This is a genomic window from Streptomyces sp. NPDC001100, assembly GCF_053598575.1.
In genome coordinates, this window is the sequence record NZ_JBSFKO010000018.1 from 111,600 (window position 1) to 137,449 (window position 25,850).

Below are 25,850 nucleotides of genomic sequence, written 5' to 3' on the forward strand. Positions count from 1 at the left end.
TCCTTGCGGGAGTCATGAAGAGGTGGCGAGCAGCTGCGGGGCGTCGGCGTCGGTGCCCCGACCGGACTGGAAGTAGGGCGACTTGCGTACCCACTTCGCCCAGGCGGCGGCCACGAATCCCGACGCGATCATCGCCGCCGGGGTCAGCAGCAGGAACCAGCCGTTGTCCGCGCTGACTTCGAGGTGGTCGGTCGAGGTGTAGAAGGACCAGGCGAGGTAGCCGCCGAGCCCCAGCAGGGCCAGGGCGCTCAGCGTGGGCAGCACCACCGCTCGGATTCCCTGCCGCCAGTCCTCCTGGAGGAGGGAACGGAAGCGTACGGCGGCGGCGAGGGCGGTGAGCGCGTAGGAGAGGGCGACGACGATGCCGACGGCGTTCACCGTCGCCATGATCATGTCGGCGAGGCGGGGTATCACCAGCGCCAGTGCGGCGACCGCCGTCGCCAGCGCGCCGATCAGCAGGGTGCCGAGGGCCGGGGTGCCGTAGCGCGCGCTGACCTTGGACCAGACGGGTCCGAGCGTGCGGTCGCGGCTCATCGCGAACATGCCCCGGGCGGTGGGGATCACGCCGGCCTGGAGGGACGCGACCGCCGAGAACATCAGCGCGACCAGGGGCAGCGCGGCCAGTGGCTGGGACGCGAGCCGGTCGCCGAAGTAGGCCAGGCCCTGAGCGCCGTGGCCCGCCAATTCGCCCTCGGACAGCACCCGTTGGAAGGCGATCGAGCCGAGCAGGAACAGCCCCAGCATCGTCACGAGCGTGATCAGCCCGGCCCGGGACGCGTCGCGCGGGTCGCGTACCTCCTCGTTCACGGTGAACGCGGCCTCGAATCCCCAGTAGCAGAACACCGACAGGAGCAGTCCCTGCGCGAGCGCCGACGCCGAGGGGATCGCGAAGGGGTCGAACCAGCTCAGGCTGAAGGCGTGCGGGCCGGTGACGATGCCGTAGCCGCAGAAGCCGAGCAGGACGACGTACTCGAAGACCAGCAGTCCGGTCTGGAGGCGGGCCGCGGTGCGGACGCCGGTGACGGCGGTCAGGGTGACGGCGACCAGGACGAAGATGCCGACGGCGGTGGTCTGGGCCGTCGAGCCCGGATCGAGGGCGAGACCGGCCAACCGGTGCAGTCCGGCCTCCCCGGCGAGCTGGATCATCGCCGAGCCGGTGACCGCCGTCGTGTACGCGAGGAACGCGATCGTCGCGACGATGTTGACCCAGCCGACCAGGAAACCGAGCCACGGGGTCAGTGAACGGCCCACCCACACATAGCCGTTGCCCGCGTTCGGCTCGACCTTGTTGAGGCGGGAGTAGGCGCCCGCGATGCCCAGGATCGGCAGGAAGGCGAGCAGCATGATGGCCGGCAGATGCAGCCCGACCACCCCGGCGGTCACACCCAGACCGATGCCGATGCTGGTGGTCGCGGCGGTGCTGGACGCGGCGATGGCGACGCCGTCCAGCAGACCGAGGGACTTGCGCAGTGCGGGCCCCGACGGGGCTGGCGTGTCGATCATGGCGTGCTCTCCGCTCGCACCGGGGGGCCCGAACGGCCCCGGTGAACGCACATGAAACTGCCTGGGCCCTTAACAGGTCAACGGTGTTGTCATAAGGTGCGGGCACCCGGAACCGAGGAGCGAGGAGGTGCCGGATGAGCGAGCGTGTCGTCCCGGCCGCCGACCGGCGGCGCAGACGCCCCACCAAGCAGGGCGTGGTCCTGTCCGAGGAACTGATCGTCGAAACCGCCCTCAGACTGATCGAGGAACACGGCGCGGAGGCCCTCTCCGTACGCCGTCTCGGCCGCGCCCTCGGCGCCGACCCCAGCTCCCTCTACCGCTACTTCCGGCACACCGACGACCTGATGCTGGCCGTCGCCGACGAACTGATCGGCCGCACCCTGCGCACCTGGCACCCCACCGGCGACTGGCTGGCCGACCTGCGCGACCTGGGCCTGCGCATGCACGCGGGCGCGCTCGCGCACCCGCGAGCCGCGATGCTCAGCTCCTACCGGGTGACCGGGCGGGTGTACGAGATCCAGGCCGTGGAGACCATCCTCGGAGTGCTGCGCGGGGCCGGTTTCCCCGACGCCGACGCGGTGCGGATCTACCACGCCTACGTCGATCAGGCCCTCGCCTTCGGCGCCCTCGACTCCGCGAACACGGCACTGCCGAAGCCCGCCCGCGACGCCGAGGCCGCCGTATGGCGGGCGACGTACGCCCGGCTGCCCGCCGACACCCACCCGCACATCGCGGCCACGGCCCGCCACCTCGTGGCCACCATGCGGCACAGCTCCTACCCGGCGGCGCAGGACCTGCTGCTGAGCGCGGCGGCGGCGCGGCTCGCCGAGATCCGGGCGGCCGGGGAGCACTGAACGTCCGCCGGTTCGGCGCGGGCGTCCGGCATCAACTCGCCGAACGGGGATACCCGTTGGGTGCGTGGCAACCGGACTCGACGCTTGCGCGCCTGAATTCTCGGAGGAACCATGGCACTCGTCAACGCAAGCTTCGTGGTGCTCGACGCGGTCGAGCCGGAGAAACTCGCCGTGTTCTACACGGAGTTGCTCGACGGCGAACAGACGGACATCTCGCTGGACCAGGTGGAGATCAGGGGCGCCGACGGCACCCGGCTGGCGTTCCGCCGCGACGCCGGCGCCATCCCGCCCAGCTGGCCCCGCGCCGAGAACAACCAGCAGGTCCACCTGGACTTCCTGGTGGAGGACTTGGACGAGGCAGAGCGCAGGATCATCGGCCTCGGCGGACGCGCGCTGGAGACCAAGGACATGCCGGGCCCGTACGAGGAGCGCGTCTACGCGGACCCGGCCGGCCACTCCTTCACCCTGCGCCCGGTGCCGTCCACGACGTCCGAGTAGCGCCGAGGCCCCTCAACTCGCCTACTCCCGGCCGCCCTTGTCCTTCGCCGGCCAGACGCCGGTCGACCGCTCGATGGCCTTCGCCCCGGTCCGGTCCGCCGCGCTGCGCGCCACCGCGAACAGGGCGCCCTGGAGCGCGGCGGCGAACAGGATCTCACCCCAGCCGCGGTCCCGGTCCAGCGGATCGGGGGCGTCCTCCTCGTGCCGTATCGCCTTCCACGCGGCACGGAAGGCACGGCCCGCGAGGGCGCCGCTCGCCATGCCCAGGACGAGACCGACGGGCTGGTAGACGAGGGGTAGTTTCTTCTTCTTGCTCTTGGCCACGGTGGTCTCCTTCTGTGCACGTGCCGGTCGGCACCCTGACGGTGCCATTGAAACCGGGGGTTCGGTAGTGGGTGTGAGCAGCACCCTCAGGGGCAGTCGGCGTAGATGAGCGACACAGCGTCCGACCGTACGACAGAGCAGGAATCCGACGGTGCCACGGACCGGAAGACCCGGGTCACCGTCCTCGTCGCCCTCGCCGCCAACCTGGTGATCGCGGCCGCCAAGGCCGTCGGCGGTCTGGTCGCGGGCTCGCCCGCGCTGCTGTCGGAGGCCGCGCACTCGGTGGCCGACAGCCTCAACGAGGTCTTCCTCCTCGCCGCCCTGCGCCGCAGTCGTCGCCCCGCCGACCAGCGGCACCCCTTCGGCTACGGCAAGGAGCGGTTCTTCTGGTCGCTCCTCGCGGCCGTCGGGATCTTCGTGATGGGCGCCTGCTTCTCCGTGTTCCAGGGGATCGAGGCCCTGCGCAATGGCGCGGAGGAGACGTCCACCGGCTATGTGGTCGGCCTGGTCGTGCTCGCCGTGTCCCTCGTGGTGGAGGGCGTCTCGCTGCTGCGGGCCCTGCATCAGGTGCGCGCCCAGGGCGGCGGTATGGAGGCCCTGCGCGACCCCGCACTGCGGACCGTCGTCGCCGAGGACGGCACGGCCGTGCTCGGCGTGACCCTCGCGATCATCGGCATGGCGCTGCACATGATCACCGGCCAGGTGGTGTGGGAGGCCTCGGCGTCGATCGCGATCGGCATGCTGCTCGGCTACGTCGCCTACCGCCTGGGCCGCGACGCCCGGGACCAGCTCATCGGTGAGGCCGTCGACCCCGAACTGAGCGACAGGATCCGCTCGCTGCTGGCGGCGGAGCCCGAGATCGACAGCGTGGAAGCGCTGTTCACGATGCGGATGGGGCTCGACTCGACGATGGTCGCCGCCCGGATCGACCTGGTGCCCGGCATGGACAGCGAACGGGTCGAGGAGGTGTCCATGCGCATCAAGCGATCGCTCGGCCGCGCGGTGTCCGAGACCGGCGAGATCTTCCTCGACATCACCGACCGGCCCGCGCGGGAGGCAGCGGAAAGCCCCGCCGCGACGGGGGAGCGCGGCGGGGCCTGAACGTCGGCTGCCCGGCGGGAGGCGGTTCATGCGCCTCGGAACAAGAATTTTCTTCGCGGGCGCGGAACGACTCCCGGCGTCAGCTTCCGTCGGCCGGTTCGAGGACGAAGACGGGGATCTGCCGGTCCGTCTTCTTCTGGTACTCGGCGTACGGGGGATAGGCGGCGACCGCCCGCTCCCACCACAGGGCCTTCTCCTCGCCGGTGACCTCGCGGGCGGTGAGGTCCCACTTCTGCGGGCCGTCCTGAAGCTCCACCCGGGGGTCGGCCTGGATGTTGAAGTACCAGACCGGGTGCTTGGGCGCGCCGCCCTGCGAGGCGACCACGGCATACCGTCCGTCGTGCTCGACCCGCATCAGCGGGGTCTTCCGGATCTTCCCGCTCTTGGCGCCCACGGTCGTCAGCAGGATGACGGGCAGACCCGTGTCGCTCAAGGTCGTCCCCTTGGTGCCGCCGGAGCTCTCGTACAGCTCCACCTGGTCGCGCACCCACTGCGTCGGGCTGGGTTCGTACTCGCCCTCAAGAGGCATGGCATCCGTCCCATCTCGCGTTCTACGGCTGTCTCGCACCGAGATTCAACACCAGCGGACGCGCGATTCATCCACACCGCGGCTCACTTCGGCCACGCGTTCGTGTTCGGCGAGATCCGGCTGACCGCCGGGTCCACCGGACGGCCGTATCGCGCCAGATTCGCCCCGCACCCCACCGTCCGGGACGGGCTGAGCGTCCGTCACCACGTGTACGAGGACCGGAACCGCGCGAACCGGACCGTCAGGTTCAGCCAGATTGTAGGGACCACCGATCTGGCCGAACTTAAGGTGGCTCCATAGGTGCCTCGGGCATCTAATGAAGATCGGCACGACGCACTCTTCGTCTGCGAGGTCTTCCATGACGGATCTGACGGATCTGACAGCTCCGACCGACCTGACCGAACCCGTCGCCTTCCCCCAGAGCCGCACCTGCCCCTACCACCCGCCCACCGGCTACGACCCCCTCCGCGCCGACCGTCCGCTGACCCGCGTCACCCTCTACGACGGCCGCCCGGCCTGGCTGGTCACCGGCCACGCCACCGCCCGCGCGCTGCTCGCCGACCAGCGCCTGTCCGCCGACCGCACCCGGCCCGGCTTCCCCGCCACCACTCCACGCTTCGCGGCGTTCCGGAACCGTACGGCCGCACTCGTCGGCGTCGACGACCCCAAGCACCGCACCCAGCGCCGCATGATGATCCCCGGCTTCACCGTCAAACGTGCCACGGCGATGCGGCCCGACATCCAGCGGATCGTCGACGAACGGCTGGACGCGATGATCGCCCGGGGCGGGCCCGCCGACCTGGTGCCCGCGTTCGCGCTGCCCGTGCCCTCGATGGTGATCTGCGGGCTGCTCGGCGTCCCGTACGCCGACCACGAGTTCTTCGAAGAGCAGTCGAGGCGGCTGCTGCGCGGCCCCGGTCCCGAGGACAGCCAGGACGCACGCGCCCAACTCGACGACTATCTGGGTGAGTTGATCGACCGCAAGCAGCGGGAACCGGGTGAGGGACTGCTGGACGACCTCGTCCGGGAGCAGCTGAACGAAGGGGGCCTGGACCGGGCCGAGTTGAGCGCCCTCGGCCTCATCCTCCTGGTCGCGGGACACGAGACGACCGCGAACATGATCTCCCTCGGCACGTTCACGCTGCTGCGTCATCCCGAGCGGCTGGCCGAACTGCGGGACGACCCACGGCTGTTGCCGGACGTGGTCGAGGAGCTGATGCGGTCGCTGTCGATCGTGGACGGGCTGATGCGGCTGGCCGTCGAGGACATCGAGGTGGACGGCGAGACGATCCGGGCCGGCGAGGGAGTGCTCTTCTCGACCTCGGTCGTCAACCGCGACGAGACCGTCTACACCGCCCCGGACGCCCTGGACTGGCACCGGCCCGCCCGCCACCACATCGCGTTCGGCTTCGGCATCCACCAGTGCCTCGGCCAGAACCTGGCCCGCGCCGAACTGGAGATCGCCCTGCGCACCCTCTTCGACCGGCTGCCCACGCTGCGCCTGGCCGCACCGGCGGAGGAGATCCCCTTCAAACCGGGCGACACGATCCAGGGGATGCTGGAACTCCCCGTGACCTGGTAAGAGGCTGCGTTCCATGCACACCGAAATCCACATCGACAAGGACCTCTGCATCGGGGCGGGCCAGTGCGCCCTGGCCGCCCCGGGCGTCTTCACCCAGGACGACGACGGCTACAGCACGGTGCTGCCCGGCAAGGAGGACGGCGCCGGCGACCCGATGCTCCGCGAGGCGGCCCGCGCCTGCCCGGTCACCGCGATCACGGTGACCGACTGACACGGCGGGCCGATCGGGGCCTCGCACGCGCCGGTCAGCCCCCTGTCCCCAGCACCGCCACCTCGACACCCCGCAGCCGCCCCCGGTCCGCGATCACCTCGTACGCGGCGACCCGCCCGCCCTCGACGCTCACCCGCAGGGCGAGCAGCAGCCGTCCGCCCGGCGCGACCAGGATGCCCGCGTCCCCGTCGACGAGGGCGAGCACGGCGAACCGGGTGCGGTCGCGCAGCAGTACCGTCCCCTCGGCGACCGCCCGGGCCCCACGCAGCTCGGCGGGGACACCGGGCGGCAGCGCGGCCGGTTCGGCGTGCCGGACCACGTCCGGGGCCAGGACGTCGAGCAGCGCGCCGAGGTCACCGCCCCGCGCGGCGGCGAGGAAGGCCGCGACGACCTCCCGGTGCCGGTCCAGTTCCGCGCCCGGTACCACCGGTGTGCCCCGCACCTTGTGCCGGGCCCGGCCGGCGAGCTTCTTCGCGGCGGGCAGCGAACGGTCCAGCACCGCCGCGATCCGGTCGAACGGCACCGCGAACAGATCGTGCAGCACGAACGCGACCCGCTCGGCCGGCCCCAGGGTGTCCAGTACCACCAGCAGCGCGAGCCCCACCGAGTCGGCGAGCACGGCCTCGTCCTCGGGCAGCTCGGCGGCGTTCGGCTCGGGGAGCCCGTCGCCGTACGGATCCTCCCGCCGGGACGCGCGGGTGCGCAGCATGTCGAGGCAGACACGGGAGACGACCGTCGTCAGCCACGCGGCGAGGTTGTCGATGTCGTCGTCGCCCGCGCGGCTCAGCCGCAGCCAGGCCTCCTGGACCGCGTCGTCCGCCTCGGCGAGCGAGCCCAGCATGCGGTGGGCGACGGCCCGCAGCCGCCCGCGCTCCGCCTCGAACCGCCGCGCCAGTTCGTCGTGCCCGTGCATGGGTCACCTTTCCTCGTCGTGCTCCGTCACCCCTCCGACGCACCCGAACCGACCGAGGTGACCACACCGTGCTGCTGCACATCGACTCCAGCGCCGACACCGCCGCCGACTCCGTGACCAGGCAACTCACCGACACCTTCGCGCGGATCCACGGCGCGCCGGCCCACCGCCACCGCGACCTCTCCGCCGAACCGGTGCCGCCCATCACCCCCGCCTACACCACCCTCGGCCGCCGCGTGGAACGCGAGGGCTTCGTCCCGCCGGCCAAGGTCCCCGCGCTGATCGAGAGCGCCGCCGAGCAGCGCGAGTGGGACCTGACCCGCCCGTACCTCACCGAACTCGTCGCCGCCGGCACGTTGTTGCTCGGTGTCCCGATGTACAACCTCTCGATCCCCGCGGCCCTCAAGGCGTGGATCGACCGCGTCACCTTCCCCGGCGCGCTCACCGATCCGGACACCGGCGAGAGCCTGCTGCGCGACACCCGCGTGATCGTGGTCATGGCCCGCGGCGGCGGTTACGGCCCCGGCACCCCGCGCGAGCACTTCGACTTCCAAACGCCTTACCTGAAGGCCTACTTCGGCAACCTGGGCGTACCGCCGGAGCATCTACACCTCGTCGCCGCCCAGCTGACCCGGGTCGACGTCATGCCCCACCTGGCAGGCCTGGAGGACCTGGCGGCCGCCTCCCTCGCCCGGGCCCGCGCCACGCTGACGGCACTCGCCGCCGACTGACTCAGGCGGCCCGCAGCAGCGACCGGACCGCCTCGCGAGCCTCCGCCGCCGGCTCCGTGCTCCCGGTGATGCCCGCCGTGACCATGGCCCCCTCGGCCAGCAGGAACACCTGCCCGGTCAGTGCGGCGGGCAGCCCGGCGTCCGCCACGAGACCGGCCAGATAGTCGCGGAACGCCCGCTTGTGCGCCCGGACCTGGGCCACCACGCGCTCCGAGCTCGCGCCCAGCTCGCCGTAGGAGTTGATCCACGCGCAGCCCCGGAAGCCGGCCTCGCCGAACCACTCCTCCAGCCAGTCGAAGACGGCCGGAACTCGCTCCCGTGGATCATCGTGCCGCTCGACGTGCTCGGCGAGGCGTGCTCGCCAGCGCAGGTCGCGCCGTTCGAGATACGCCTCCACCAACTGGTCCTTCGCCGGGAAGAGCTGGTAGAGGCGCTTGAGGGAGAGCCCGGAGGCGGTGCGGACGGCGTCCATGCCGACGGCCTGGACGCCCCGGCCGTAGAACAGCTTCTCGGCGGCGTCCAGCGCCTGTTCCCGGGCGACCGCACTGTCCATGAAACGACCCCTCCTTGACGTGAGAACGACCGTTCTCTACGTTAGCAGTCGTCCGGAGAACGCTCGTTCTCGCCCTTGCTCCCCACTCTGGAGACGACCATGGCCGACCGCCCGCCCCTCCCGCCCTTCACCCGTGAGACCGCTGCCCAGAAGGTGCAGGCCGCCGAGGACGCCTGGAACACCCGTGACCCGCGGCGGGTCGCGCTCGCCTACTCGGAGGACTCCGTCTGGCGCAACCGCGACACCTTCGTCACCGGCCGCGCCGAGATCGTCGAGTTCCTCACCGCCAAGTGGGAGCGCGAGCACGAGTACGCCCTGCGCAAGGACCTCTGGGCCTACGACGGCAACCGCATCGCGGTCCGCTTCCAGTACGAGTGCCGGGACGCCGACGGGCAGTGGTGGCGGTCGTACGGCAACGAGCTGTGGGAGTTCGACGAGCACGGCCTGATGACCCGGCGCGAGGCCAGCATCAACGACACACGTATCGAGGAGAAGGAACGGCGTGTGTTCGGGGCGCGCCCGGAAGCCGAACGCGGGCGGCCTTTCCCGCTTCAGTAGGGTTCCCGGATGACCGAACCGGACGGGAAACCCTTTCTCTACGTCGTCGTCTGCGCCGCCGGTGTCGCCGTGGACGTCGGCAGGCTGATAGCCGCCGCGCAGGAGCGGGGCTGGGAGGTCGGGGTCTTCGCGACCCCGGTCGCGATGGGCGGCTTCTTCGACACGGCCGCCGTCGAGGCGCAGACCGGCCGCCCGATCCGTTCGGCGTGGCGAACTCCCGGGGATCCGCGGCCCTTTCCGTCCCCGGACGCGGTGGTCGTCGCGCCCGCCACCTTCAACACGATCAACAAATGGGCGTCCGGCACGGCGGACACCCTCGCCCTCGGCACCCTCTGCGAGGCGTACGGGCTCGGTGTCCCGACCGTCGTACTCCCTTGTGTGGGCGACGCGTTGGCCGCCCACCCCGCCTACCGGGCGAGCCTCGCACGGCTGCGCGAGATGGGCGTCCGCTTCGGCGAGCCGTACTCCGGCGCGGCCCAGGAGGACGGCGGGCGGCCGGAGTTCGGCTGGACCAAGGCGCTGGACCTGCTCTAGGCGCAGGTCACCGTGGGCCCGGCCAGCATGCCCCCGGTGTAGAGCGTCTGGCCCTGCGGCATCCAGTAGCCCAGCTTCGAAACCACCGTGGAACAGCGGGACTTGAGGGTGACCTGGACCACCACGGTGTCCGGGTGCCCCGGCTGGAGATCGGTGAGTGCGCAGTCGAGGGCGTGCGGGAGCCGGTCCTGGGCCGGGTGTCGGCCGATCAGCGGGTTGACGCAGCGGGGGTCGGTCGTGGTCAGTTCCGCCCCCGTGCCCTCCTCCGCGATGAGCCCGAACCGCGCGCTGCCGTCGCCCTCGTCACTGTGCCGCTGAACCGTGTACGTCAGCGTGGTCACGGAGTTCGGCGCCAGTGTGCTCCGGTCGACCTCGATGCCGTGCGTCGCCTTCGGCCGGGGCGCGGTCAGGGTGAGCGTCGCGCGGACGGTGCCCTCCACATCCACCCCCTCGGGCATCGAGCGGACGCGCACGGTGGCCGTGAAGTCGTACGTCCCCGGCCCCGGATACTGCCCCGACCCGGGCAGGGTGCCGGACGCGACCGTCTCGCCGGCGCGCCGCGCGGTCCAGGTGCCCGAGGTGCGGCACGCGTAGTGGACGGTCGCCCGGAGCCGCCGGCAGGTCGCGGGCGCCGAGACCGCCATGGTCGGGGTGCCGCTGCCCGCGCAGAGACTGACCATGGCATGCGCACCGCGCGGACCGTGCAGGGTGCCCGCGGGCGCGCACAGCGTCGACGGCGGCTCGGGCGGGGGCGGCGCCGGGTCCGTGTCGCCCCACGCGGGCGACACCAGGGCCAGCGGCAGCACGGCCGCCCCCAGCAGGGTCCTCAGTCCGGTCCAGCGTCTCGGCACGGCGTTCCTCCCGTACGGCCACGACCGGCCGGGCGCCGGTCGTCCGCACCGAGGATGCGCACCCGCGCGGGCCGCCCGACCGCTCCCACGCCGCGCGGCCGGGGCCGGTCACACCAACGCCGGACGCCGGTCGCTGCCCGAGGACGGCGGCGCCCGCAGCTCCGGCTGCGCCAACTCTCCAAGCGCCCACGCAAGGCCGTCGCGCAGGTCCCGGACCCGCTCGACCGGCGGCGCCGCTGCCGTCGGCGCGTGCGCGATGTGGCGCGGGTCGCCGTCCGTGGCCGTCCGCGCCACCGGGCCGGTGACGAGACGCCCGCATGGTCGAGGGCCCCGCACGTGCCCGCCTTCAAGCACGCACGAAGTCGTACGCTCCAAAGCGGTACCGAACTCGACGGCAGGAGCAGCAACGATGCAGTACGTGAAGCTCGGTTCGACCGGCCTGGACGTCTCGCGGATCTCTCTGGGCTGCATGACCTACGGACTTCCGGACCGCGGCACCCACGAGTGGACCCTCGACGAGGAGGCGTCGCGCCCGCTGATCCGGCAGGCGCTGGAAGCCGGGATCAACTTCCTCGACACCGCGAACGTCTACTCCGACGGCACCAGCGAGGAGATCACCGGCCGGGCACTGCGCGATTTCGCCCGCCGCGACGAGGTCGTGCTCGCCACCAAGGTGCACGGCCGGACGCACCCGGGACCCAACGGCGCCGGACTGTCCCGCAAGGCGATCATGGCGGAGATCGACCACAGCCTCGAACGCCTCGGCACCGACTACGTCGACCTCTACCAGATCCACCGCGCCGACCCGAACACCCCCGTCGAGGAGACCATGGAGGCGCTGCACGACCTGGTGAAGGCGGGCAAGGTCCGCTACATCGGGGCGAGTTCGATGTACGCCTGGCAGTTCGCCAAGCACCAGCACATCGCCGAGCGGCACGGCTGGACCAAGTTCGTGTCCATGCAGAACCACTACAACCTCCTCTACCGCGAGGAGGAGCGCGAGATGCTGCCGCTCTGCGCGGACCAGGGCGTCGGTGTGCTGCCCTGGAGCCCGCTGGCCCGGGGCCGCCTCACCCGGGACTGGGGCACCACCACCGAGCGCAGCAGCACCGACAACTTCGGCAACCGCCTCTACCAGGACGGCGACCGGACGATCGTCGAGGCGGTCACCCGGATCGCCGGCGACCGGGGTGTGCCGCGCGCCCAGGTCGCCCTCGCCTGGCTGCTGCACCAGGGCACGGTGGCCGCACCGATCATCGGCGCGGCCAAGCCGCAGCACATCGAGGACGCCGTCGCCGCCGTCGAACTGAAGCTGAGCGACAAGGAGATCGAGGAACTGGAGCGGCCCTACGCTCCGCACGCGATCAGCGGCCATTCCTGACGCTTCGTCAACAGGCGTGTTTTCAGGCTGAGTTGCTACGAAGAGTCAGTGCGGTCCGTGCGGTGCGAACTCCGTGCCGCACGGACCGGCTCCTGAGCTCTCCGCGAGCGGCACCCGTTCGCCGCTCATCGTGATCGTGCGGTAGAAACTCCCGATCCGGTCGGCCGAGCGGCCCACGTAGTGCCCGATGAACGAACGCCGGAAGCGGTCCGCGCTGCGATTGGGCTGCGAGCCGTGCACCAGGCTGCCGTTGAAGAACAGGACGTCCCCGGGCGCCATGTCGACAGGCACGGCCGAGAGCCCGGGCGGCGGAGGAACGTACTCGCGCGCGAAGGACACCCCGGGATCGGCCTCCTCCGGGCAGAACACGTCCATGCGATGGGTGCCCGGCACGACCTCCAGGCCGCCGTTGTCCCGGTCGATCTCGTCGCAGGCGATCCACGCGGCCACACAGGTGCCGGGCTCGGCCCGCAGATAGAAGTTGTCCTGGTGCAGCGCCTGGCCCCGGGCCCCGGGTGGCTTGAAGTAGAACATGCTCTGCGCGGCCAGCACCTCTTCGCCGAACAGGGTTTCCAGGACGTCCCGCAACCGCGGGTCCAGCAGGAAGCGCAGGGCGAGCTCGTCGATCTCGTGCGGGTGCATCACCCGCGGATACGCCAGCAGCGGATCGTCGGAGGCGCGCGGCGCGAAGTGGCCGGGCACCGGACCCGCCGCGTGCAGCGCCGTGAACCGGTCGCGGAGCCGGTCGATCTCGTCGTGGCTGAACAATCCGCGCGCGACCGTGAACCCGTCCTCCTCGAACGCGCCGATGTCCGTGGCTGTCATGCGGGACCTCCTCGGTGGGGTGTCACTCCACAGTGTCAGGAGGTTGGACGCCCGCCTATTGGTTGGCCGTGAACGCTCTCATCGGTGCGGCAGTGGCAGGTGTCAACTCCCGTGGCGCCACCGTCCGGTCGGGCAAGAGGCCCGGCGGCTCGAACATGACCTGGGAAGACGGGAGGAGCGCCGGTGTGCCCGACCGGCGTGCCGGTCGCACCCGGTCGCACCCGGCCAATGGTTTGGGGATTTCCCGTGTGGATACGGTGGCATTCCCATAACGGACCCCATTGACGAATCGTCAAATGAGGGGTGCCGGAACGCAATGCACAAAACCGCGGAAGACCTTGTTCCGTCTCGCTGACCTGTGCAAAGGTGTGCCTGTCGGCGTGCGGACATTAGATGATTCCCCTCTGCACGCACGAGGCCGCTCCCGTACGCCACTCCCCTTGCTTCAAAAGAGCTGCCCCAGGCGGATGTCGGAGATGCCCTCAATCGGACGGGCGGACCCTGTCGGCTCGTCGGCACAGTCGCATGCCCGCCGGTATGGACTATATTCCGCGTTTCACCTGGAGGAATGCAGCCGTGACGGACCCAGGTCCCTCGAATTCCCCGACTTCCGCTCACCACTTCGAAGTGACCGACGAGCAGCTCAGCGCCGAGCTGAAGAAGTGGACGGGGACGACGCCAGCGCTGCAACCGGTCGGCGAACTGCTGGACCGGCACTGGGAAGCCGCCTTCGCCTATGCGGGGCTGTGCACCGACGGGCCGCACCACGCCGGAATGCTCACCACGGCCGCTTTCACCCGGCTCTTCGGGGAATCCCTCCGGCAGTCAGGACCGACCGCCGCCTGGCGTCCCCAGGTGCTGGTCACCGTTCGCCGTATCGCCGCGGAATGGGACACCGACCGCCGCCAGGAAATGCTCCACCCGGACCTGCGCTCGGCGGCCGGCGACGGCGACCGCGTCGCCGCCCGGCTGCTCCCGGTGCCCGAACGGCGCCTGCTCTCCCGGGCGTTCCAGCGGCTGCCCCAGACCGCGCGCACCCTGCTGTGGCACCTGGAGGTCGAGAACGAGCCGACCGCGATAGCCGCCGGACTCGTCGGCCTCGACGAGGAGGGCGCCCGCATCGAACTCGGCCGCGCCGTCGTCCGGTTGCGCGAGGAATGCCTCCTGGTCCACCGCGAACTCGCCCACGACGACGAGTGCCAGCTCTACATCCGGCTGCTGGACGTCACCTTCCGGCGCGGCGGCGCGGAGGTCGACCCGGACCTCGGGATGCACCTCACGGTCTGCAAGCACTGCCGGCACACCGCCGACCAGCTCAACCAGTTCAACGCCGGACTCGGCGTGGCGCTCGCCGAAGCGGTGCTCGGCTGGGGCGCACGCGCCTACCTGGAGGTCAGGGCCGGCAGCCTCAACCTGCCCGCGCAGATGTCGTCCGCCTCGACCGAGCTGGCCCTGCGCTCCGGCCCGCGCCGCGGCGAACTCAGATCGGCCCACAAGGCGGCCCGCCGTGTCCGCCGCCGCAACCTCACCGCGGCCGTGCTGACCGTGAGCGGACTGGTCGTCCTCCCGCTCGTCCTGTGGTCCGCCGGTGGCTCAGGCGGCGCCAAGAGCACGACCGAGAACCAGGCCACCGGCGCCTCCGGCACCGGCAAGGAGTCCGCCAACCCCTCCTGGGTCGGCGCCAACGACACCACGCAGGGCACGCTCAGCGGCCGCCTGCACAACGTGGACTCCGGCCTGTGCATCGGCATCGAGGGCAACAAGCCCCTCAAGGGTGCCGAGGCCGAACTGCAGACCTGCTCGTCGTCGGCCGGCCAGCAGTGGTCGTACGAGACCGACGGACAGCTGCGCAGCACCGCCGACCCCGGCCTGTGCCTCGACTCGCACCTCGCCTACGAGGTGACGCTCGCCCCCTGCACGAGCGCGTCCTCGGCGACCGCGAAGAACATCCGCTACGACTTCACGCTCCAGGGCATCCTCGTACCGCGCTGGAACCAGGACCAGGCGCTGACCCCCGCCTCCACCGACGGAGGCGGCGCGCTCGTCCTGAAGACGCGCGCGGACGGCACGGCGCAGCGCTGGGTCTTCGACACGTCCAAGACCGACCCGCAGATGCAGGTCGTCAACTGGGACACCGACAGCAGCGACGCGCCGACCGCCACGACCAAGAAGGCGTCCCCGACGGCCACACCTACGCCCAAGGCCACGCCCACCCCGACGCCGAGCGCGTCGACTCCGCAGTCCACGCCGACGACATCCGCGCCGACCGACTACTGCGGCTACTACCCGAACTACTGCTCGGGAGGCGGCCAGGGCGGCTGGGGCGGAGGCGGCGGCTACGGCGGCGGTTACGGCGGTGGCGGGTACGGCCACTGAGCGTCACTGCGGAGGATGCGGCGGTGGCGGCGGCATGGTGGCGATGCCCGGCGCCGCCTCCGGCCACACCAGCAGCACCGGACAGGGCGCGTGATCGACGGCGAACCGGACGGCGGGCCCGAGACTGTGCGGGCCCAGCCGGGCCCGGTCGCCGTCGCGGGCCAGCACCAGCAGATCGGCGTCCCCGGCCGCGGCCACCACCTCCCGCTCGACCCGCCCGGCCCGCTCCAGCCGCTCGCACGGCCGCCCCAGCCGCTCGGCCGCCGCGTCCAGCAGCTGTGCCGCAGACGTGCTGCCCAGATCCTCCAGCCGGGTCCCGGGATCACGCCCCGGACCGCCCCGCCCGAGCAGCCCGGCGAACGCCCCGTGCGCGAGCCCGGGAACATCGGGCCCGCTGACATGCAGCAGCACCACGTCGGAATCCTCCGGCGCATGCGTCCGTACGGCGTCCACGCAGGCGGGCCAGGTGCCCTCGACCAGCCAGGCGATCACACGCATTCGGTCTCCCTCGGTGTCAGAGAACCTGGAGCGACACCCACAGTGCCACCGTCGCCGGGACGAGCGCAGACGGCACGGCGAGCAGCCCCAGCTTCGTGAACTCCTTGAGATCCACGCCGTGTTCGTGCTGATGCACGATCCGCCGCCACAGCAGCGTCGCGAGCGACCCGGCGTAGGTCAGGTTCGGCCCGATGTTCACCCCGAGCAGCACGGCGAGCACGGCCCCCGGACCGGACTGGGCGGTCAACGGCAGCAGCACCAGCACGGCCGGCAGATTGTTGATGAGATTCGCCAGTACGGCGGCCAGCGCGGCGATCCCGAGCAGGGCCGCGATCCCGGTCCCGCCGGGCAGGACGTGCCCGAGCGCGTCCGAGAGCCCGTTGTCCACCACCGCCCGCACCACGATCCCGAGCGCCAGCACGAACGCCAGAAAGGACGGCGCGGCGGCCCGCACGACCGTCAGCGGGGTCGCCTGCCGCCGCAGGAGTCCCCGGCCGGCCATGACGAGCGCCCCCGCGAACGCGGCCCACGCCGGGTCGATGCCGATCGCCGAGGTCAGCACGAACCCGGCGAGGGTGCAGGCGACGGTCGCCAGCGCGAACACCGGTAGCCCGGGCGTGTCGCCGGAGCTCGGCGAGGGCGCGGCCGCCGCGAGGTCGCGGGCGAAGAACTTCCGGAACACCAGGTACTCGGCGCCGATCGCGACCAGCCAGGGCAGCGCCATCAGCCCGGCGAACCGGGTGAAGCTCAGGCCGCTCGCCGCGAACGCGAGAAGGTTCGTGAGGTTGGAGACCGGCAGCAGCAGCGAGGCGGTGTTCGACAGGTGCGTACAGGCGTAGACGTGCGGCTTCGGGCGCACGCCCATCCGGGACGCCGTGGCGAACACGACCGGAGTCAGCAGCACGATGGTGGCGTCCAGACTCAGTACGGCCGTGATCGCGGAGGCGAGGGCGAACACCGCCGTCAGCAGTCGGCCCGGGCTGCCCTTCGCCCACTCGGCCATCCACGCCCCGCAGGCCCGGAACAGGCCCTCCACATCGCAGAAGTGGGCGAGCACCAGGACCGCGGCCAGGAACCCGACCACGGGCCCGAGCTGCTCGGCCTCGGCCCGCGCGTGGTCGAGCGAGATCGCCCCGGTCGCGACGGCGATTCCGGCGGCGGGCACCGCCATCACCGCCTCCGGCCACCCGAAGGGACGGACGACGGCCCATACGAGGACGGCGACGAGCAGGACGACGGACAGGGTTTCGGCGAGCGGGGTGTTCAGGGGACGGTCCTCCGGGACGCGGGCAGCGGTGCTCGCCCCATGTAACCAGGCCGCGCCGGAAAGCCCGCGCTCAGGCGCCCGTTCCCGCGCTGAACACCGTCAGCCGCACCGAGGACGAGTTGCCCGACACGGGCACCGCGCCGTTCGTCCAGGTCACCTTCAGCGGGTCCTTCTCGTCGGGCGGGGTCACCACCAGCGTGGCCGGGGTCGCCGTCTTCGCGCCGCTGATCTCCGGGTTGGAGAAGGTCAGCCCCGCCCAGGCGCTCTGCCCCGGCTTCAGGGTGACCGTGGTGACGGCGCTGCCCGTCTCGCGCACGGGGTCCGGGCCCAGCTGGGTGCCGGAGGCGTTCACGAACGCGGCGCCGGGATAGCCGCGCACCGTGCAGGTACGGCCGGAGAAGTTGGTGAGCACGATCGGGAAGTTCTCCTGCCCGGCGCCCGGATCGTTGCCGCCCACCGTGGCCTTCAGCTCGGAGGTGTGGCACCGGCTGCTGCTCGCGGCGGACGTGTCCGACCCCGTGGAGGGGGACGAGGAGGTGGAAGACCCCGACGAGTCGGAGCCGGCCTCGGTGTCGGAGCCGCTCGACGAGGTCACCGGCGTGCCGGACCCGTCGGCCGAGGGGTCGCCGCCGACGGGCGCGGCCGTACCCGACTGGGTCTGCGGGCTGCTCACCGTGCCGCTCCCGTCGCCGCAGGCGGTCGTCAGGCCCAGTACGGCGAGCGCGCTCACGAGCAGGGCCGCCCGGCGCAGGGACTGGGACGTGTTCGCCATCTTCAACACTCCTGGAAGTTCACCCCACAGCGCCTCGCGCGCTGTCACAGGGGTCCGATGCGCGTGCGCACCGAAAGGTTCGCGGGATCGACGACTTCTTTTACGACAGTGACTACGACAGTGGATCAGGTGACCCGGAGCGAGCGCAGTATGCGCGAGGTCGCGTCGCCGCTGTGCTGCCGTATCTGGACGTACACCTGGGGCTGCGCCGCGCCGCCTGCCATGCGCAGCGCGGTCTCCGAGAGGGTGCGGGTGCCGCCCGAGCAGTCGCTCCAGGTACGGATCGTGCCGCGCCAGGTGGCGTCGGAGTAGGCGCGGCTGCCGTCGTAGTGGCAGCCGGAGTGGGCGATGCCGTCCACCTTGGTCGCCACGCTGCCGTGCTCGCTCAGCCCGACGAACACACCGTTCACGTCCGCCGAGAGGTCCGGCCACTTCGCCAGGTCGTCGGCGACGGCCAGCCCCGGTTCCTGCCCGGCGCTCAGCCCGATCGCGTGCGGATCCCAGCCCGAGTCGCGCAGCTGACGGCCCCACGCGCCCGGCACCTCGACCACCACCCGCTTGGTGCTGTCCTTGACCGTCAGTACCGAACTCCCGCGCGACGTCGGCAGGTTGAGCACCGCGACGCCCGTCCCCGCGGCCACGACGACGAACAGTCCCGCCATCAGCGCGACCCCCCGGTGCCGTCCGCGCGCCTTGTGCACCGGGGTGGCCTGGGCGGCCAGCCGCTCCAGCTCCTCCGCGAACGCCCGCGCCGTCGGCCAGCGCCGCTCCCGGTCAGGCTCCAGCGCCCGCAGCAGGGCCCGCTGCACCTCGGGGGAGAGGTCGGGCCGCAGCCGGTCCGGCCGTACGACCTGACCGGGCGCCCCTGGGACCGTGCCGGTGGCCAGTTCGTAGCCGAGCGCGCCCAGGCTGTACACGTCGGCGCGCTCGTCGATGCCCGAGCCGGGCCGGGCCTGCTCCGGCGGCTGATAGCCCGCGGAACCCGCGGCCAGGGTGAGACCCGAGGCCTGCGCCAGGCTCTTCGCCAGGCCCAGGTCGGCCAGCAGGACCCGCGAGGTGCCGTCCGGGGCGGTGCGCAGCAGCACATTCGTCGGCTTGATGTCCCGGTGCACGATGCCCGCCTCGTGCAGCGCGGCGGCACCCCGGGCGGCCAGCGCGGTCAGCCGCAGCACCTCGGGCACGGGCAGGGGACCGGCGGCGAGCAGATCGGCGAAGGTGCCGGCGTCGGCGTACTCCATCACGAAGTACGGCCGCCCGTCGGGCAGTTCACCGATGTCGTAGACCTGCACCACCCGGTTCGAACCGGCCCTGCGCAGCAGCCGGGCCTCGGAGAGGAAGCGCTCGTGGATGTCCATGCGGTGCGCCCAGTTCTCGGCGAGGACCTTCACGGCCACCGGGGCTTCGAGCTCGTCGTCGTGCGCGAGCCAGACCGTGCCGAACGCGCCGCTGCCCAGGCGGCGTTCAAGGCGGTAGCGGCCGATCTGTTCGACGTAGTGCATGGGACTATCATGCCTGCTCGGAGATCGAGGCGGAGGAGTGGATCCAGTGCAGGACACGGCGCCGACCGAGGAGCTGGCCAGGCGCGCGGCAGCCGGTGACACGACCGCTCTCGACGCGCTGCTCAGGACGATCCAGCCCGACGTGGTACGGCGGTGCGGGCGGTTCCTGCCGTGCCGGGAGGACGCCGAGGAGGCCGCGCAGGACGTACTGCTGCAAGTCGCCCGGAAGATCGGCACGTTCGAGGGCCGCAGCCTCTTCAGTACCTGGCTCTACACGGTCGTCGCCAACGGCGCCCGGCAGAAGTACCGCGAGCTGAAGCGGCGGGCCGCCGAGCAGCCGGCCGTGATCGATGTCACGCAGCATGTCGACCCGCGCACCACGAGTGTGATCGCCGGGTCGAAGATCGACCTCCTGGAGGCGATCGAGCGCCTTGAGCGGGAGTCCCCGCACCTGGTCGAACCGCTGGTGTACCGGGACATCTGCAAGCTGGAGTACGCCGAGATCGCCGAGCGCCTGGGCATCCCGCTCGGCACGCTGAAGTCGCGGCTGCACGAGGCCCGCCGCCAGGTCAGACCCTGGCTGACCTGACCGACCTCTCCTGACGCTCAATCCTCGTCGAACAGCGACAGCTCCGCCCAGATCGTCTTGCCGTCGGCCGTGTGTCGGCTGCCCCAGCGCTGGGTGAGCTGGGCGACCAGCAGCAGTCCGCGCCCGCCCTCGTCCCAGGTCTTGGCGCGGCGCAGGTGCGGGGCCGTGTGGTTGGTGTCGGACACCTCGCAGATGAGCGTGGCCGCGTCATGGATGAGCCGGAGCCGGATGGGGTGCGCGCCGTAGCGGATGGCGTTGGTGACCAGCTCGCTGACCACCAGCTCGGCCGTGAACCCGGCCTCGCTGAGGTTCCAGTTGTCGAGCTGCTCGACGACCTGCTTGCGGATCGGGGCGACGAGTGACGGGTCGGCCGGGATGTCCCAGGTGGTGACCTGCTCGGCGGGCAGGCCCTGGGTGCGGGCCAGCAGCAGCGCCACGTCGTCGGCGGCACCGCCCGGCGGGAGCACGGCGTGCAGGATCCGGTCGCAGGTCTCCTCCAGGGAGTCCGAGGAGGCGTACAGCGCGTCGAACAGCAGCCGGTGACTGTCGTCGAGGTCCCGCTCGCGGTTCTCGGTCAGCCCGTCGGTGTACAGCGCGAGCACAGTGCCCTCGGGCAGCTCGAACTCGGTTGATTCGAAGGGCAGTCCGCCGAGGCCCAGCGGGGGTCCCGCGGGCAGGTCGACGTGCTCGGGCGGGCCGCCCGGCCGGATCATGATCGGCGGCGGATGCCCGGCGCGGGCCAGCGTGCAGCGCCGGGACACCGGGTCGTACACCGCGTACAGGCAGGTCGCGCCGACCTCGCCCGGGCTGCCCTCGCCGCCCGCCTCGGCGGACAGCCGGACGACCAGGTCGTCCAGGTGGGTCAGCAGCTCGTCCGGGGCCAGGTCGATGTCGGCGAGGGTGCGGACGGCCGTGCGCAGCCGGCCCATGGTGGCGGAGGCCTGGATGCCGTGGCCGACGACGTCCCCGACGACCATGGCGACCCGCATCCCGGACAGCGGGATCACGTCGAACCAGTCGCCGCCGACCCCGGCACGCGCCGCCGGCAGATAACGCGAGGCGGCCTCCAGGGCGGCCGTGCGCGGCAGTTTGCGGGGGAGCAGGCTGCGCTGGAGGGCGAGCGCGGTCTCGCGTTCGCGGGAGAAGCGGCGGGCGTTGTCGATGCAGACGGCGGCCCGTGCCGTGACCTCCTCGGCCAGCAGCACGTCGTCCTCGGTGAACGGGTCGATGCGCCGGTACCGGGTCAGGACCGCCACGCCGAGGGTGACGCCCCGGGCCTGGATCGGTACCGCCATCGAGGAGTGGATGCCGTACTCCTGGACGCGTCTGGTGCGGGTCCTGTCCCAGGCCAGCCAGAGTTCGAGGTCCCGGCCCGAGGCCACCAGCGTGCGGCCCGCGACCAGCGCGTCCGCCTGCGGGGACTGGGCGGGGTACAGGTCCGACTGGCCCGGCTTGGCGACGGCCTCGGGGCTGCCCTGCTGCACCGAGGCGTGTGCGACCCGGCGCAGCCGCACCGGCGCGGTGATCGCCGCCGGGAGCTCACCGCCGTGCTCCTGCGGGTCCAGCAGGTCGATGCTGACGAAGTCGGCCAGGGCCGGCACACAGACATCCGCGAGCTCCTGGGCCGTACGGGTGACGTCGAGGGTGGTGCCGATGCGGACGCTCGCCTCGTTGACGAGTTGCAGCCGCTCGCGCGCCAGGTAGTTCTCGGTGAAGTCGTGCGCGGCCAGGCACACGCCCCGCACGCGCCCTTCGGCGTCGGTGATCGGCGCCATCCGGGCCAGCCAGGCGTGCGCGGCGTCCTCGCCGCCGGTGCGCATGTAGATCTGGAAGTCCTGGGCCGTGCCGGAGGTGAGTACGCGCAGCATGTACTGCTCCAGCTCCGCGCTCTGCGTCTTGCCGCCGATCTCGGTGATCCGCAGGCCCTGGATGCGCTCCTCGGGCAGACCGATCACCTCGGCCATCGCGTCGTTGACCCGGCTCAGCCGCAGATGCTCGTCGTAGACCGCGATGGCGCACGGCGACTGCGTCAGCGCGGCGGTCGCGAGGGGGTCCTCGTCGGCGCGGGGGCCGCCGCCCTCCAGCGGTGTCACGACGAGCCAGTCGCCCGGTCCGCCGTCCCTGGGGCTCCGGTGGTGGGCCAGCAGCCACACCGGCACGGCCCGGCCGTCCCGGTGCCACAGCGTGACCGTGCCGTCCCAGCGGGCACCGGTGGGAACGGGGAGGGCTCCGGTGCCACCGGCCAGCAGTCGTACGGCAGGGCGGCCCACGACCTCGCCCGCGGTGTGGCCGAGGAGCCGCTGCGCCCCCTCGTTCCACTCCACCAGAGTTCCGGCATCGTCGATGACAACCCGCGCCGTCGCGGCATCGTCGAACGGGTAGACCGGACTCATCCTCGCCACTCCATCGCGCGCACTCACAGTGAACAACCAGGCCACTTGTGTTCCAGCCTAGTGCGTCACAGTCCCGCGCGGACGAGAACCCCCAGGCCCGCGGAACCGGGCGGTCAAGGGGGAAATCCGGTCGAAGTGGCGCCCGGGACGGTTGGCCGCCCCCGCCCCCTTGACGTCCCGGCCTGGCACCCCGTCAGAATCTGTTCGGTCACGATCAGTTGTGAGTACTTCTGGGCCCTGATGAGGGAGAGCCGCCATGACGGTCACTCGCAGATCGGTTTTGATCGCCTCTACGGCCGCGCCGACGGCCGTGTCACTCCTGGCCACCCCCGCCGCACGCGCCGTCGGCGCCACGGCGGGCGCGTCCGGCCGCCACACCGTCGCGCTGCGGGACGGCTGGCGCTTCGCGCTGGTCAACCCGGGCGGGATCACCGACCCGACCGGCGCCTACGCCGACGCCGCCGCACCGGACTACGACGACTCGGCCTGGCGCGAGGTCGCGGTCCCGCACGACTGGAGCATCGAGCAGACCCCCACCACGGCGAACGGCACCACCAGCGGCACCGGCTTCTTCCCCGGTGGCCTCGGCTGGTACCGGATCGCCCTCACCCTGCCGCCGACCTTCGAGGGCAAGCGGATCTCGGTGGAGTTCGACGGCGTCTACATGGACTCGTACGTCTACTGCAACGGCACACAGGTCGGCCAACACCCGTACGGATACACAGGGTTCGCCTTCGACCTCACCGACCTGCTGCACACCGACGGCAGCACGGAGAACGTCGTCGCCGTAAAGGTGCAGAACCAACTGCCCAGCAGCCGCTGGTACTCGGGCAGCGGCATCTACCGCGAGGCCCGGCTGGTGATCACCGAGCCGGTGCACGTCGAGCGCTGGGGGACGTACGTCACGACGCCGGACATCACCGCCGAACGGGCCGTCGTACGGGTGCGGACGTCCGTGCTGAACGAGTCGGGCGCCGCGAGCGAGGTCGAGATCGGATCGCGGATCGTCGACCCCGACGGCCGGACCGTGGCCCGCGCCACCTCCACGGCGAGTGTCGCCGACCGCACCACCGAGACCCATGAACTCACCGTCCCCCAACCCCGGTTGTGGGACATCGAGACCCCGGACCACCGCTACACCCTGGAGACCGAACTACGCGTGGGCGGCAAGCAGGTCGACACGTACCGCACGACCTTCGGCATCCGCGGCTACCGCTTCGACCCCGACGAGGGCTTCTCCCTCAACGGAACCCCCGCCAAGATCAAGGGAGTCGACCTCCACCACGACCAGGGCGCCCTCGGCTCCGCGATCAGCCTCGACGCCGTGCGCAGGCAGCTGACCATCATGAAGTCGATGGGCGTCAACGCCTTCCGCACCTCCCACAACCCGCCCTCGCCACAGATCGTCCAGGCCTGCGAGGAGTTGGGCATCGTGATGATGGTCGAGGCCTTCGACTGCTGGCACACCGGCAAGACGACCTACGACTACCACCGGTTCTTCGACACCTGGTGCGAGGCGGACGCCACCGAGATGGTCCGCGCCGCCCGCAACTCGCCCGCGGTGGTGCTCTGGTCCATCGGCAACGAGATCCCGGACTCGACCTCCACCGCAGGGCTCGCCATGGCCGACCGCATCATCGGCGCCGTCAGGGCGGCCGACGACAGCAGGCCCGTGGTCATCGGCTCCGACAAGTACCACTCCGTACCGGCCAAGGGTTCGGCCGCCGACCTGATGCTCGCCAAGCTCGACGGCCTCGGCCTCAACTACAACACCGCCAAGTCCGTCGACGCCCTGCACGCCGCCTATCCGCACCTGTTCCTCTTCGAGTCGGAGTCGTCCTCCGAGACCTCGACCCGGTCCACCTACCAGGAGCCGGAACACCTCAACACCGGTGAGAACCACACCCCGGGCAGACGCGCGACCTCCTCCTACGACAACAACCTCGCCTCCTGGACGATGAGCGGCGAGTACGGGCACAAGAAGGACCGCGACCGGAAGTGGTTCGCGGGCCAGTTCCTGTGGTCCGGCATCGACTACATCGGGGAGCCCACGCCGTACAACGTGTTCCCGGTCAAGGCGTCCTTCTTCGGCGCGGTCGACACGGCGGGCTTCCCGAAGGACATGTACCACCTCTTCCGCAGCCAGTGGACCGCCGAGCCCATGGTCCATCTGGTGCCGATGAGCTGGAACCACGAGCCGGGCGACACGGTCGAGGTCTGGGCCTACGCCAATGTCGACACCGTCGAGCTGTTCCTCAACGGAAAGACCCTCGGCACGCGGACGTTCGACACCAAGAAGACCACCGACGGCCGCACCTACTTGGAGACCACCGAGGGCACCGGCGACGACAAGACCTTCACCACCGGCCCCTATCCGGGCAGTTACACCAGCCCGAACGGCAGCGCGGGCAAACTGCACCTCGGCTGGAAAGTGGCCTACGAGCCGGGCGAGTTGAAGGCGGTGGCCAGCAGCGGCGGCAGGACGGTGGCGACGGACGTGCTGCGCACCGCGGGGCGCGCGCATGCCGTGCGCCTCACGGCCGACCGCAAGTCCCTTGCCGCCGACGGCCGTTCACTGGTCTTCGTCACCGCGGAGATCGTCGACGCCCATGGTGTCGTGCTGCCGGACGCCGAGGACCTGATCGCCTTCGAGGTGAAGGGCGGTTCCCTGGCCGGGCTGGACAACGGGCGGGAGGAGAGCGCCGAGCGCTACCAGGCGAGCACCCGAACCGCTTTCCACGGCAAGGCACTTGCGATCGTCCGGTCCGGGACACGGGCGGGCGCGCTGAAGGTGACGGCGCGGGCTGAGGGGCTGCGGACCGGCACGATGACCGTCCGTACGACGCCCGCCCGGGACGTGGCCGCGACATCGGCACCACGTTTCGAGGCCGACTACCCGGCACCCCCGAACTACCCCTGCGCCGACGCCAGTTACTCGGGCCGCCCCGACACCCTCCCGGTCGCCGTGCTCGACGGCGACCCGGCCACCGGCTGGTCCAACGCCTTCGCCAAGTCGGCCACGGCCCTGCTGCCCGCTTTCAACGGCGCCCGCGAGAAGGACTGGGTGTCGGTGGACTGGGGGAGGACGCGGTCCTTCGACCGGGTGGAGGTGTCGTTCACCGTGGACGCGACACACAGCCTGCCCGCGGCGGTCGCGGTCGCGGTGTGGGACGGCGGTGCGTGGGTGCCGGTCGAGGGGACGGCCGTCGACTGGGCCACCGCCTCGGACAGTCCGACCGTCGTCACCTTCGACGCGTTGCGGGGCTCCCGGCTGCGGCTGACCATGACGAGCAGCCGTCCGGGAGTGGCCCAAGGGGCGCTGCGGATCAGCAAGTTGGAAGCTCCAGCCGGGTAGTACGACGTTCGCTGCGGTCCGGACGGGAATCTGGCCTGTCCGGACCGTTGACGAAATGTCATGTCTCGAACAGCATGACCACGTCCGCATCTGGGAGCGCTCCCACCGTGCATGGCGTCGGAGCGCGCCCCCACCTCCCCGAGGAGCCCAGAC

25 protein-coding genes are annotated in these 25,850 nt (G+C 71.5%); 12 read left to right on the forward strand and 13 right to left on the reverse strand.

Annotated features, from left to right (window positions below; translation table 11 throughout):
• Positions 1–12: 12 nt before the first annotated feature.
• Entirely contained in the window at positions 13–1,503 is a 1,491-nt protein-coding gene (locus ACWDEW_RS26050; protein ID WP_450515459.1) for an APC family permease, read from the reverse strand.
• A gap of 134 nt (positions 1,504–1,637) precedes the next feature.
• Between ACWDEW_RS26050 and ACWDEW_RS26055 the strand changes: the two genes are divergently transcribed.
• The gene (locus ACWDEW_RS26055) at positions 1,638–2,357 is read left to right on the forward strand and encodes a TetR/AcrR family transcriptional regulator (protein WP_450515461.1); all 720 of its coding nucleotides are present in this window, start codon (positions 1,638–1,640) and stop codon (positions 2,355–2,357) included.
• A 111-nt stretch (positions 2,358–2,468) separates the two neighbouring features.
• Complete coding sequence (locus tag ACWDEW_RS26060; RefSeq protein ID WP_019068524.1) at positions 2,469–2,855, forward strand: VOC family protein; 387 nt, start codon at positions 2,469–2,471, stop codon at positions 2,853–2,855.
• Between the two features lie 21 nt (positions 2,856–2,876).
• On the opposite strand, the gene ACWDEW_RS26065 is transcribed toward ACWDEW_RS26060, so the two are convergent.
• Complete coding sequence (locus ACWDEW_RS26065; protein WP_450515463.1) at positions 2,877–3,179, reverse strand: DUF4235 domain-containing protein; 303 nt, start codon at positions 3,177–3,179, stop codon at positions 2,877–2,879.
• A gap of 105 nt (positions 3,180–3,284) precedes the next feature.
• On the opposite strand from ACWDEW_RS26065, the gene ACWDEW_RS26070 reads away from it, so the two are divergent.
• Entirely contained in the window at positions 3,285–4,280 is a 996-nt protein-coding gene (locus tag ACWDEW_RS26070) for a cation diffusion facilitator family transporter (protein ID WP_450515465.1), read from the forward strand.
• A gap of 79 nt (positions 4,281–4,359) precedes the next feature.
• On the opposite strand, the gene ACWDEW_RS26075 is transcribed toward ACWDEW_RS26070, so the two are convergent.
• On the reverse strand, positions 4,360–4,809 hold the full coding sequence (locus ACWDEW_RS26075) for a nitroreductase family deazaflavin-dependent oxidoreductase (protein WP_450515467.1): 450 nt from the start codon (positions 4,807–4,809) through the stop codon (positions 4,360–4,362).
• 358 nt (positions 4,810–5,167) lie between these two features.
• Between ACWDEW_RS26075 and ACWDEW_RS26080 the strand changes: the two genes are divergently transcribed.
• Both ACWDEW_RS26080 and ACWDEW_RS26085 read left to right on the forward strand, forming a co-directional pair.
• The gene (locus tag ACWDEW_RS26080; RefSeq protein WP_450515469.1) at positions 5,168–6,391 is read left to right on the forward strand and encodes a cytochrome P450; all 1,224 of its coding nucleotides are present in this window, start codon (positions 5,168–5,170) and stop codon (positions 6,389–6,391) included.
• Between the two features lie 13 nt (positions 6,392–6,404).
• A complete protein-coding gene (locus ACWDEW_RS26085) occupies positions 6,405–6,602 on the forward strand; it encodes a ferredoxin (protein WP_200709921.1) in 198 nt (65 codons plus the stop codon).
• Positions 6,603–6,636: 34 nt separating this feature from the next.
• On the opposite strand, the gene ACWDEW_RS26090 is transcribed toward ACWDEW_RS26085, so the two are convergent.
• Positions 6,637–7,515 (reverse strand): sigma-70 family RNA polymerase sigma factor, encoded by an 879-nt coding sequence (locus tag ACWDEW_RS26090; protein WP_450515471.1) that lies wholly within the window; start codon positions 7,513–7,515, stop codon positions 6,637–6,639.
• A 68-nt stretch (positions 7,516–7,583) separates the two neighbouring features.
• Here ACWDEW_RS26090 and ACWDEW_RS26095 point away from each other — a divergent pair, with 68 nt between their 5' ends.
• On the forward strand, positions 7,584–8,246 hold the full coding sequence (locus ACWDEW_RS26095; protein WP_450515472.1) for an FMN-dependent NADH-azoreductase: 663 nt from the start codon (positions 7,584–7,586) through the stop codon (positions 8,244–8,246).
• A 1-nt stretch (position 8,247) separates the two neighbouring features.
• Here the strand turns inward: ACWDEW_RS26095 and ACWDEW_RS26100 are convergent, their stop codons facing one another.
• Positions 8,248–8,799 carry a TetR/AcrR family transcriptional regulator gene (locus tag ACWDEW_RS26100; protein ID WP_450515473.1) on the reverse strand — a complete coding sequence of 184 codons (552 nt, stop codon included), beginning with the start codon at positions 8,797–8,799 and terminating at the stop codon, positions 8,248–8,250.
• Positions 8,800–8,898: 99 nt separating this feature from the next.
• Here ACWDEW_RS26100 and ACWDEW_RS26105 point away from each other — a divergent pair, with 99 nt between their 5' ends.
• On the forward strand, positions 8,899–9,357 hold the full coding sequence (locus tag ACWDEW_RS26105; RefSeq protein ID WP_450515475.1) for a nuclear transport factor 2 family protein: 459 nt from the start codon (positions 8,899–8,901) through the stop codon (positions 9,355–9,357).
• A gap of 9 nt (positions 9,358–9,366) precedes the next feature.
• Positions 9,367–9,891, forward strand: a complete 525-nt coding sequence (locus tag ACWDEW_RS26110; RefSeq protein ID WP_450515477.1) for a flavoprotein — start codon at positions 9,367–9,369, stop codon at positions 9,889–9,891.
• Here ACWDEW_RS26110 and ACWDEW_RS26115 read toward each other — a convergent pair.
• Positions 9,888–10,742 (reverse strand): hypothetical protein, encoded by an 855-nt coding sequence (locus ACWDEW_RS26115; RefSeq protein WP_450515478.1) that lies wholly within the window; start codon positions 10,740–10,742, stop codon positions 9,888–9,890. The two genes, ACWDEW_RS26110 and ACWDEW_RS26115, sit on opposite strands and share 4 nt — an antisense overlap.
• 108 nt (positions 10,743–10,850) lie before the next feature.
• Positions 10,851–11,078 carry a hypothetical protein gene (locus ACWDEW_RS26120; protein ID WP_450515480.1) on the reverse strand — a complete coding sequence of 76 codons (228 nt, stop codon included), beginning with the start codon at positions 11,076–11,078 and terminating at the stop codon, positions 10,851–10,853.
• Between the two features lie 73 nt (positions 11,079–11,151).
• On the opposite strand from ACWDEW_RS26120, the gene ACWDEW_RS26125 reads away from it, so the two are divergent.
• Positions 11,152–12,123, forward strand: a complete 972-nt coding sequence (locus tag ACWDEW_RS26125; protein ID WP_450515482.1) for an aldo/keto reductase — start codon at positions 11,152–11,154, stop codon at positions 12,121–12,123.
• A 45-nt stretch (positions 12,124–12,168) separates the two neighbouring features.
• On the opposite strand, the gene ACWDEW_RS26130 is transcribed toward ACWDEW_RS26125, so the two are convergent.
• Positions 12,169–12,948: a phytanoyl-CoA dioxygenase family protein gene (locus tag ACWDEW_RS26130; protein WP_450515483.1), complete on the reverse strand. Its 780-nt coding sequence runs from the start codon at positions 12,946–12,948 to the stop codon at positions 12,169–12,171.
• Between the two features lie 576 nt (positions 12,949–13,524).
• On the opposite strand from ACWDEW_RS26130, the gene ACWDEW_RS26135 reads away from it, so the two are divergent.
• Complete coding sequence (locus ACWDEW_RS26135; protein WP_450515485.1) at positions 13,525–15,324, forward strand: ricin-type beta-trefoil lectin domain protein; 1,800 nt, start codon at positions 13,525–13,527, stop codon at positions 15,322–15,324.
• A gap of 3 nt (positions 15,325–15,327) precedes the next feature.
• Here ACWDEW_RS26135 and ACWDEW_RS26140 read toward each other — a convergent pair whose 3' ends face one another.
• The 4 genes from ACWDEW_RS26140 to ACWDEW_RS26155 all read right to left on the reverse strand — a co-directional run bounded on the left by ACWDEW_RS26140 (position 15,328) and on the right by ACWDEW_RS26155 (position 19,360).
• Entirely contained in the window at positions 15,328–15,822 is a 495-nt protein-coding gene (locus ACWDEW_RS26140) for a universal stress protein (protein WP_450515487.1), read from the reverse strand.
• A gap of 16 nt (positions 15,823–15,838) precedes the next feature.
• The gene (locus ACWDEW_RS26145; protein WP_450515574.1) at positions 15,839–17,089 is read right to left on the reverse strand and encodes an arsenic transporter; all 1,251 of its coding nucleotides are present in this window, start codon (positions 17,087–17,089) and stop codon (positions 15,839–15,841) included.
• A 70-nt stretch (positions 17,090–17,159) separates the two neighbouring features.
• Positions 17,160–17,861, reverse strand: a complete 702-nt coding sequence (locus ACWDEW_RS26150) for a DUF4232 domain-containing protein (RefSeq protein ID WP_450515489.1) — start codon at positions 17,859–17,861, stop codon at positions 17,160–17,162.
• A gap of 125 nt (positions 17,862–17,986) precedes the next feature.
• Entirely contained in the window at positions 17,987–19,360 is a 1,374-nt protein-coding gene (locus tag ACWDEW_RS26155) for a serine/threonine-protein kinase (RefSeq protein WP_450515491.1), read from the reverse strand.
• 46 nt (positions 19,361–19,406) lie between these two features.
• Between ACWDEW_RS26155 and ACWDEW_RS26160 the strand changes: the two genes are divergently transcribed.
• Positions 19,407–19,949: an RNA polymerase sigma factor gene (locus ACWDEW_RS26160; protein WP_450515493.1), complete on the forward strand. Its 543-nt coding sequence runs from the start codon at positions 19,407–19,409 to the stop codon at positions 19,947–19,949.
• 17 nt (positions 19,950–19,966) lie between these two features.
• On the opposite strand, the gene ACWDEW_RS26165 is transcribed toward ACWDEW_RS26160, so the two are convergent.
• Complete coding sequence (locus tag ACWDEW_RS26165) at positions 19,967–22,342, reverse strand: SpoIIE family protein phosphatase (RefSeq protein ID WP_450515495.1); 2,376 nt, start codon at positions 22,340–22,342, stop codon at positions 19,967–19,969.
• 256 nt (positions 22,343–22,598) lie between these two features.
• On the opposite strand from ACWDEW_RS26165, the gene ACWDEW_RS26170 reads away from it, so the two are divergent.
• Complete coding sequence (locus ACWDEW_RS26170; RefSeq protein WP_450515497.1) at positions 22,599–25,697, forward strand: glycoside hydrolase family 2 TIM barrel-domain containing protein; 3,099 nt, start codon at positions 22,599–22,601, stop codon at positions 25,695–25,697.
• The last annotated feature ends 153 nt before the right edge of the window (positions 25,698–25,850 follow it).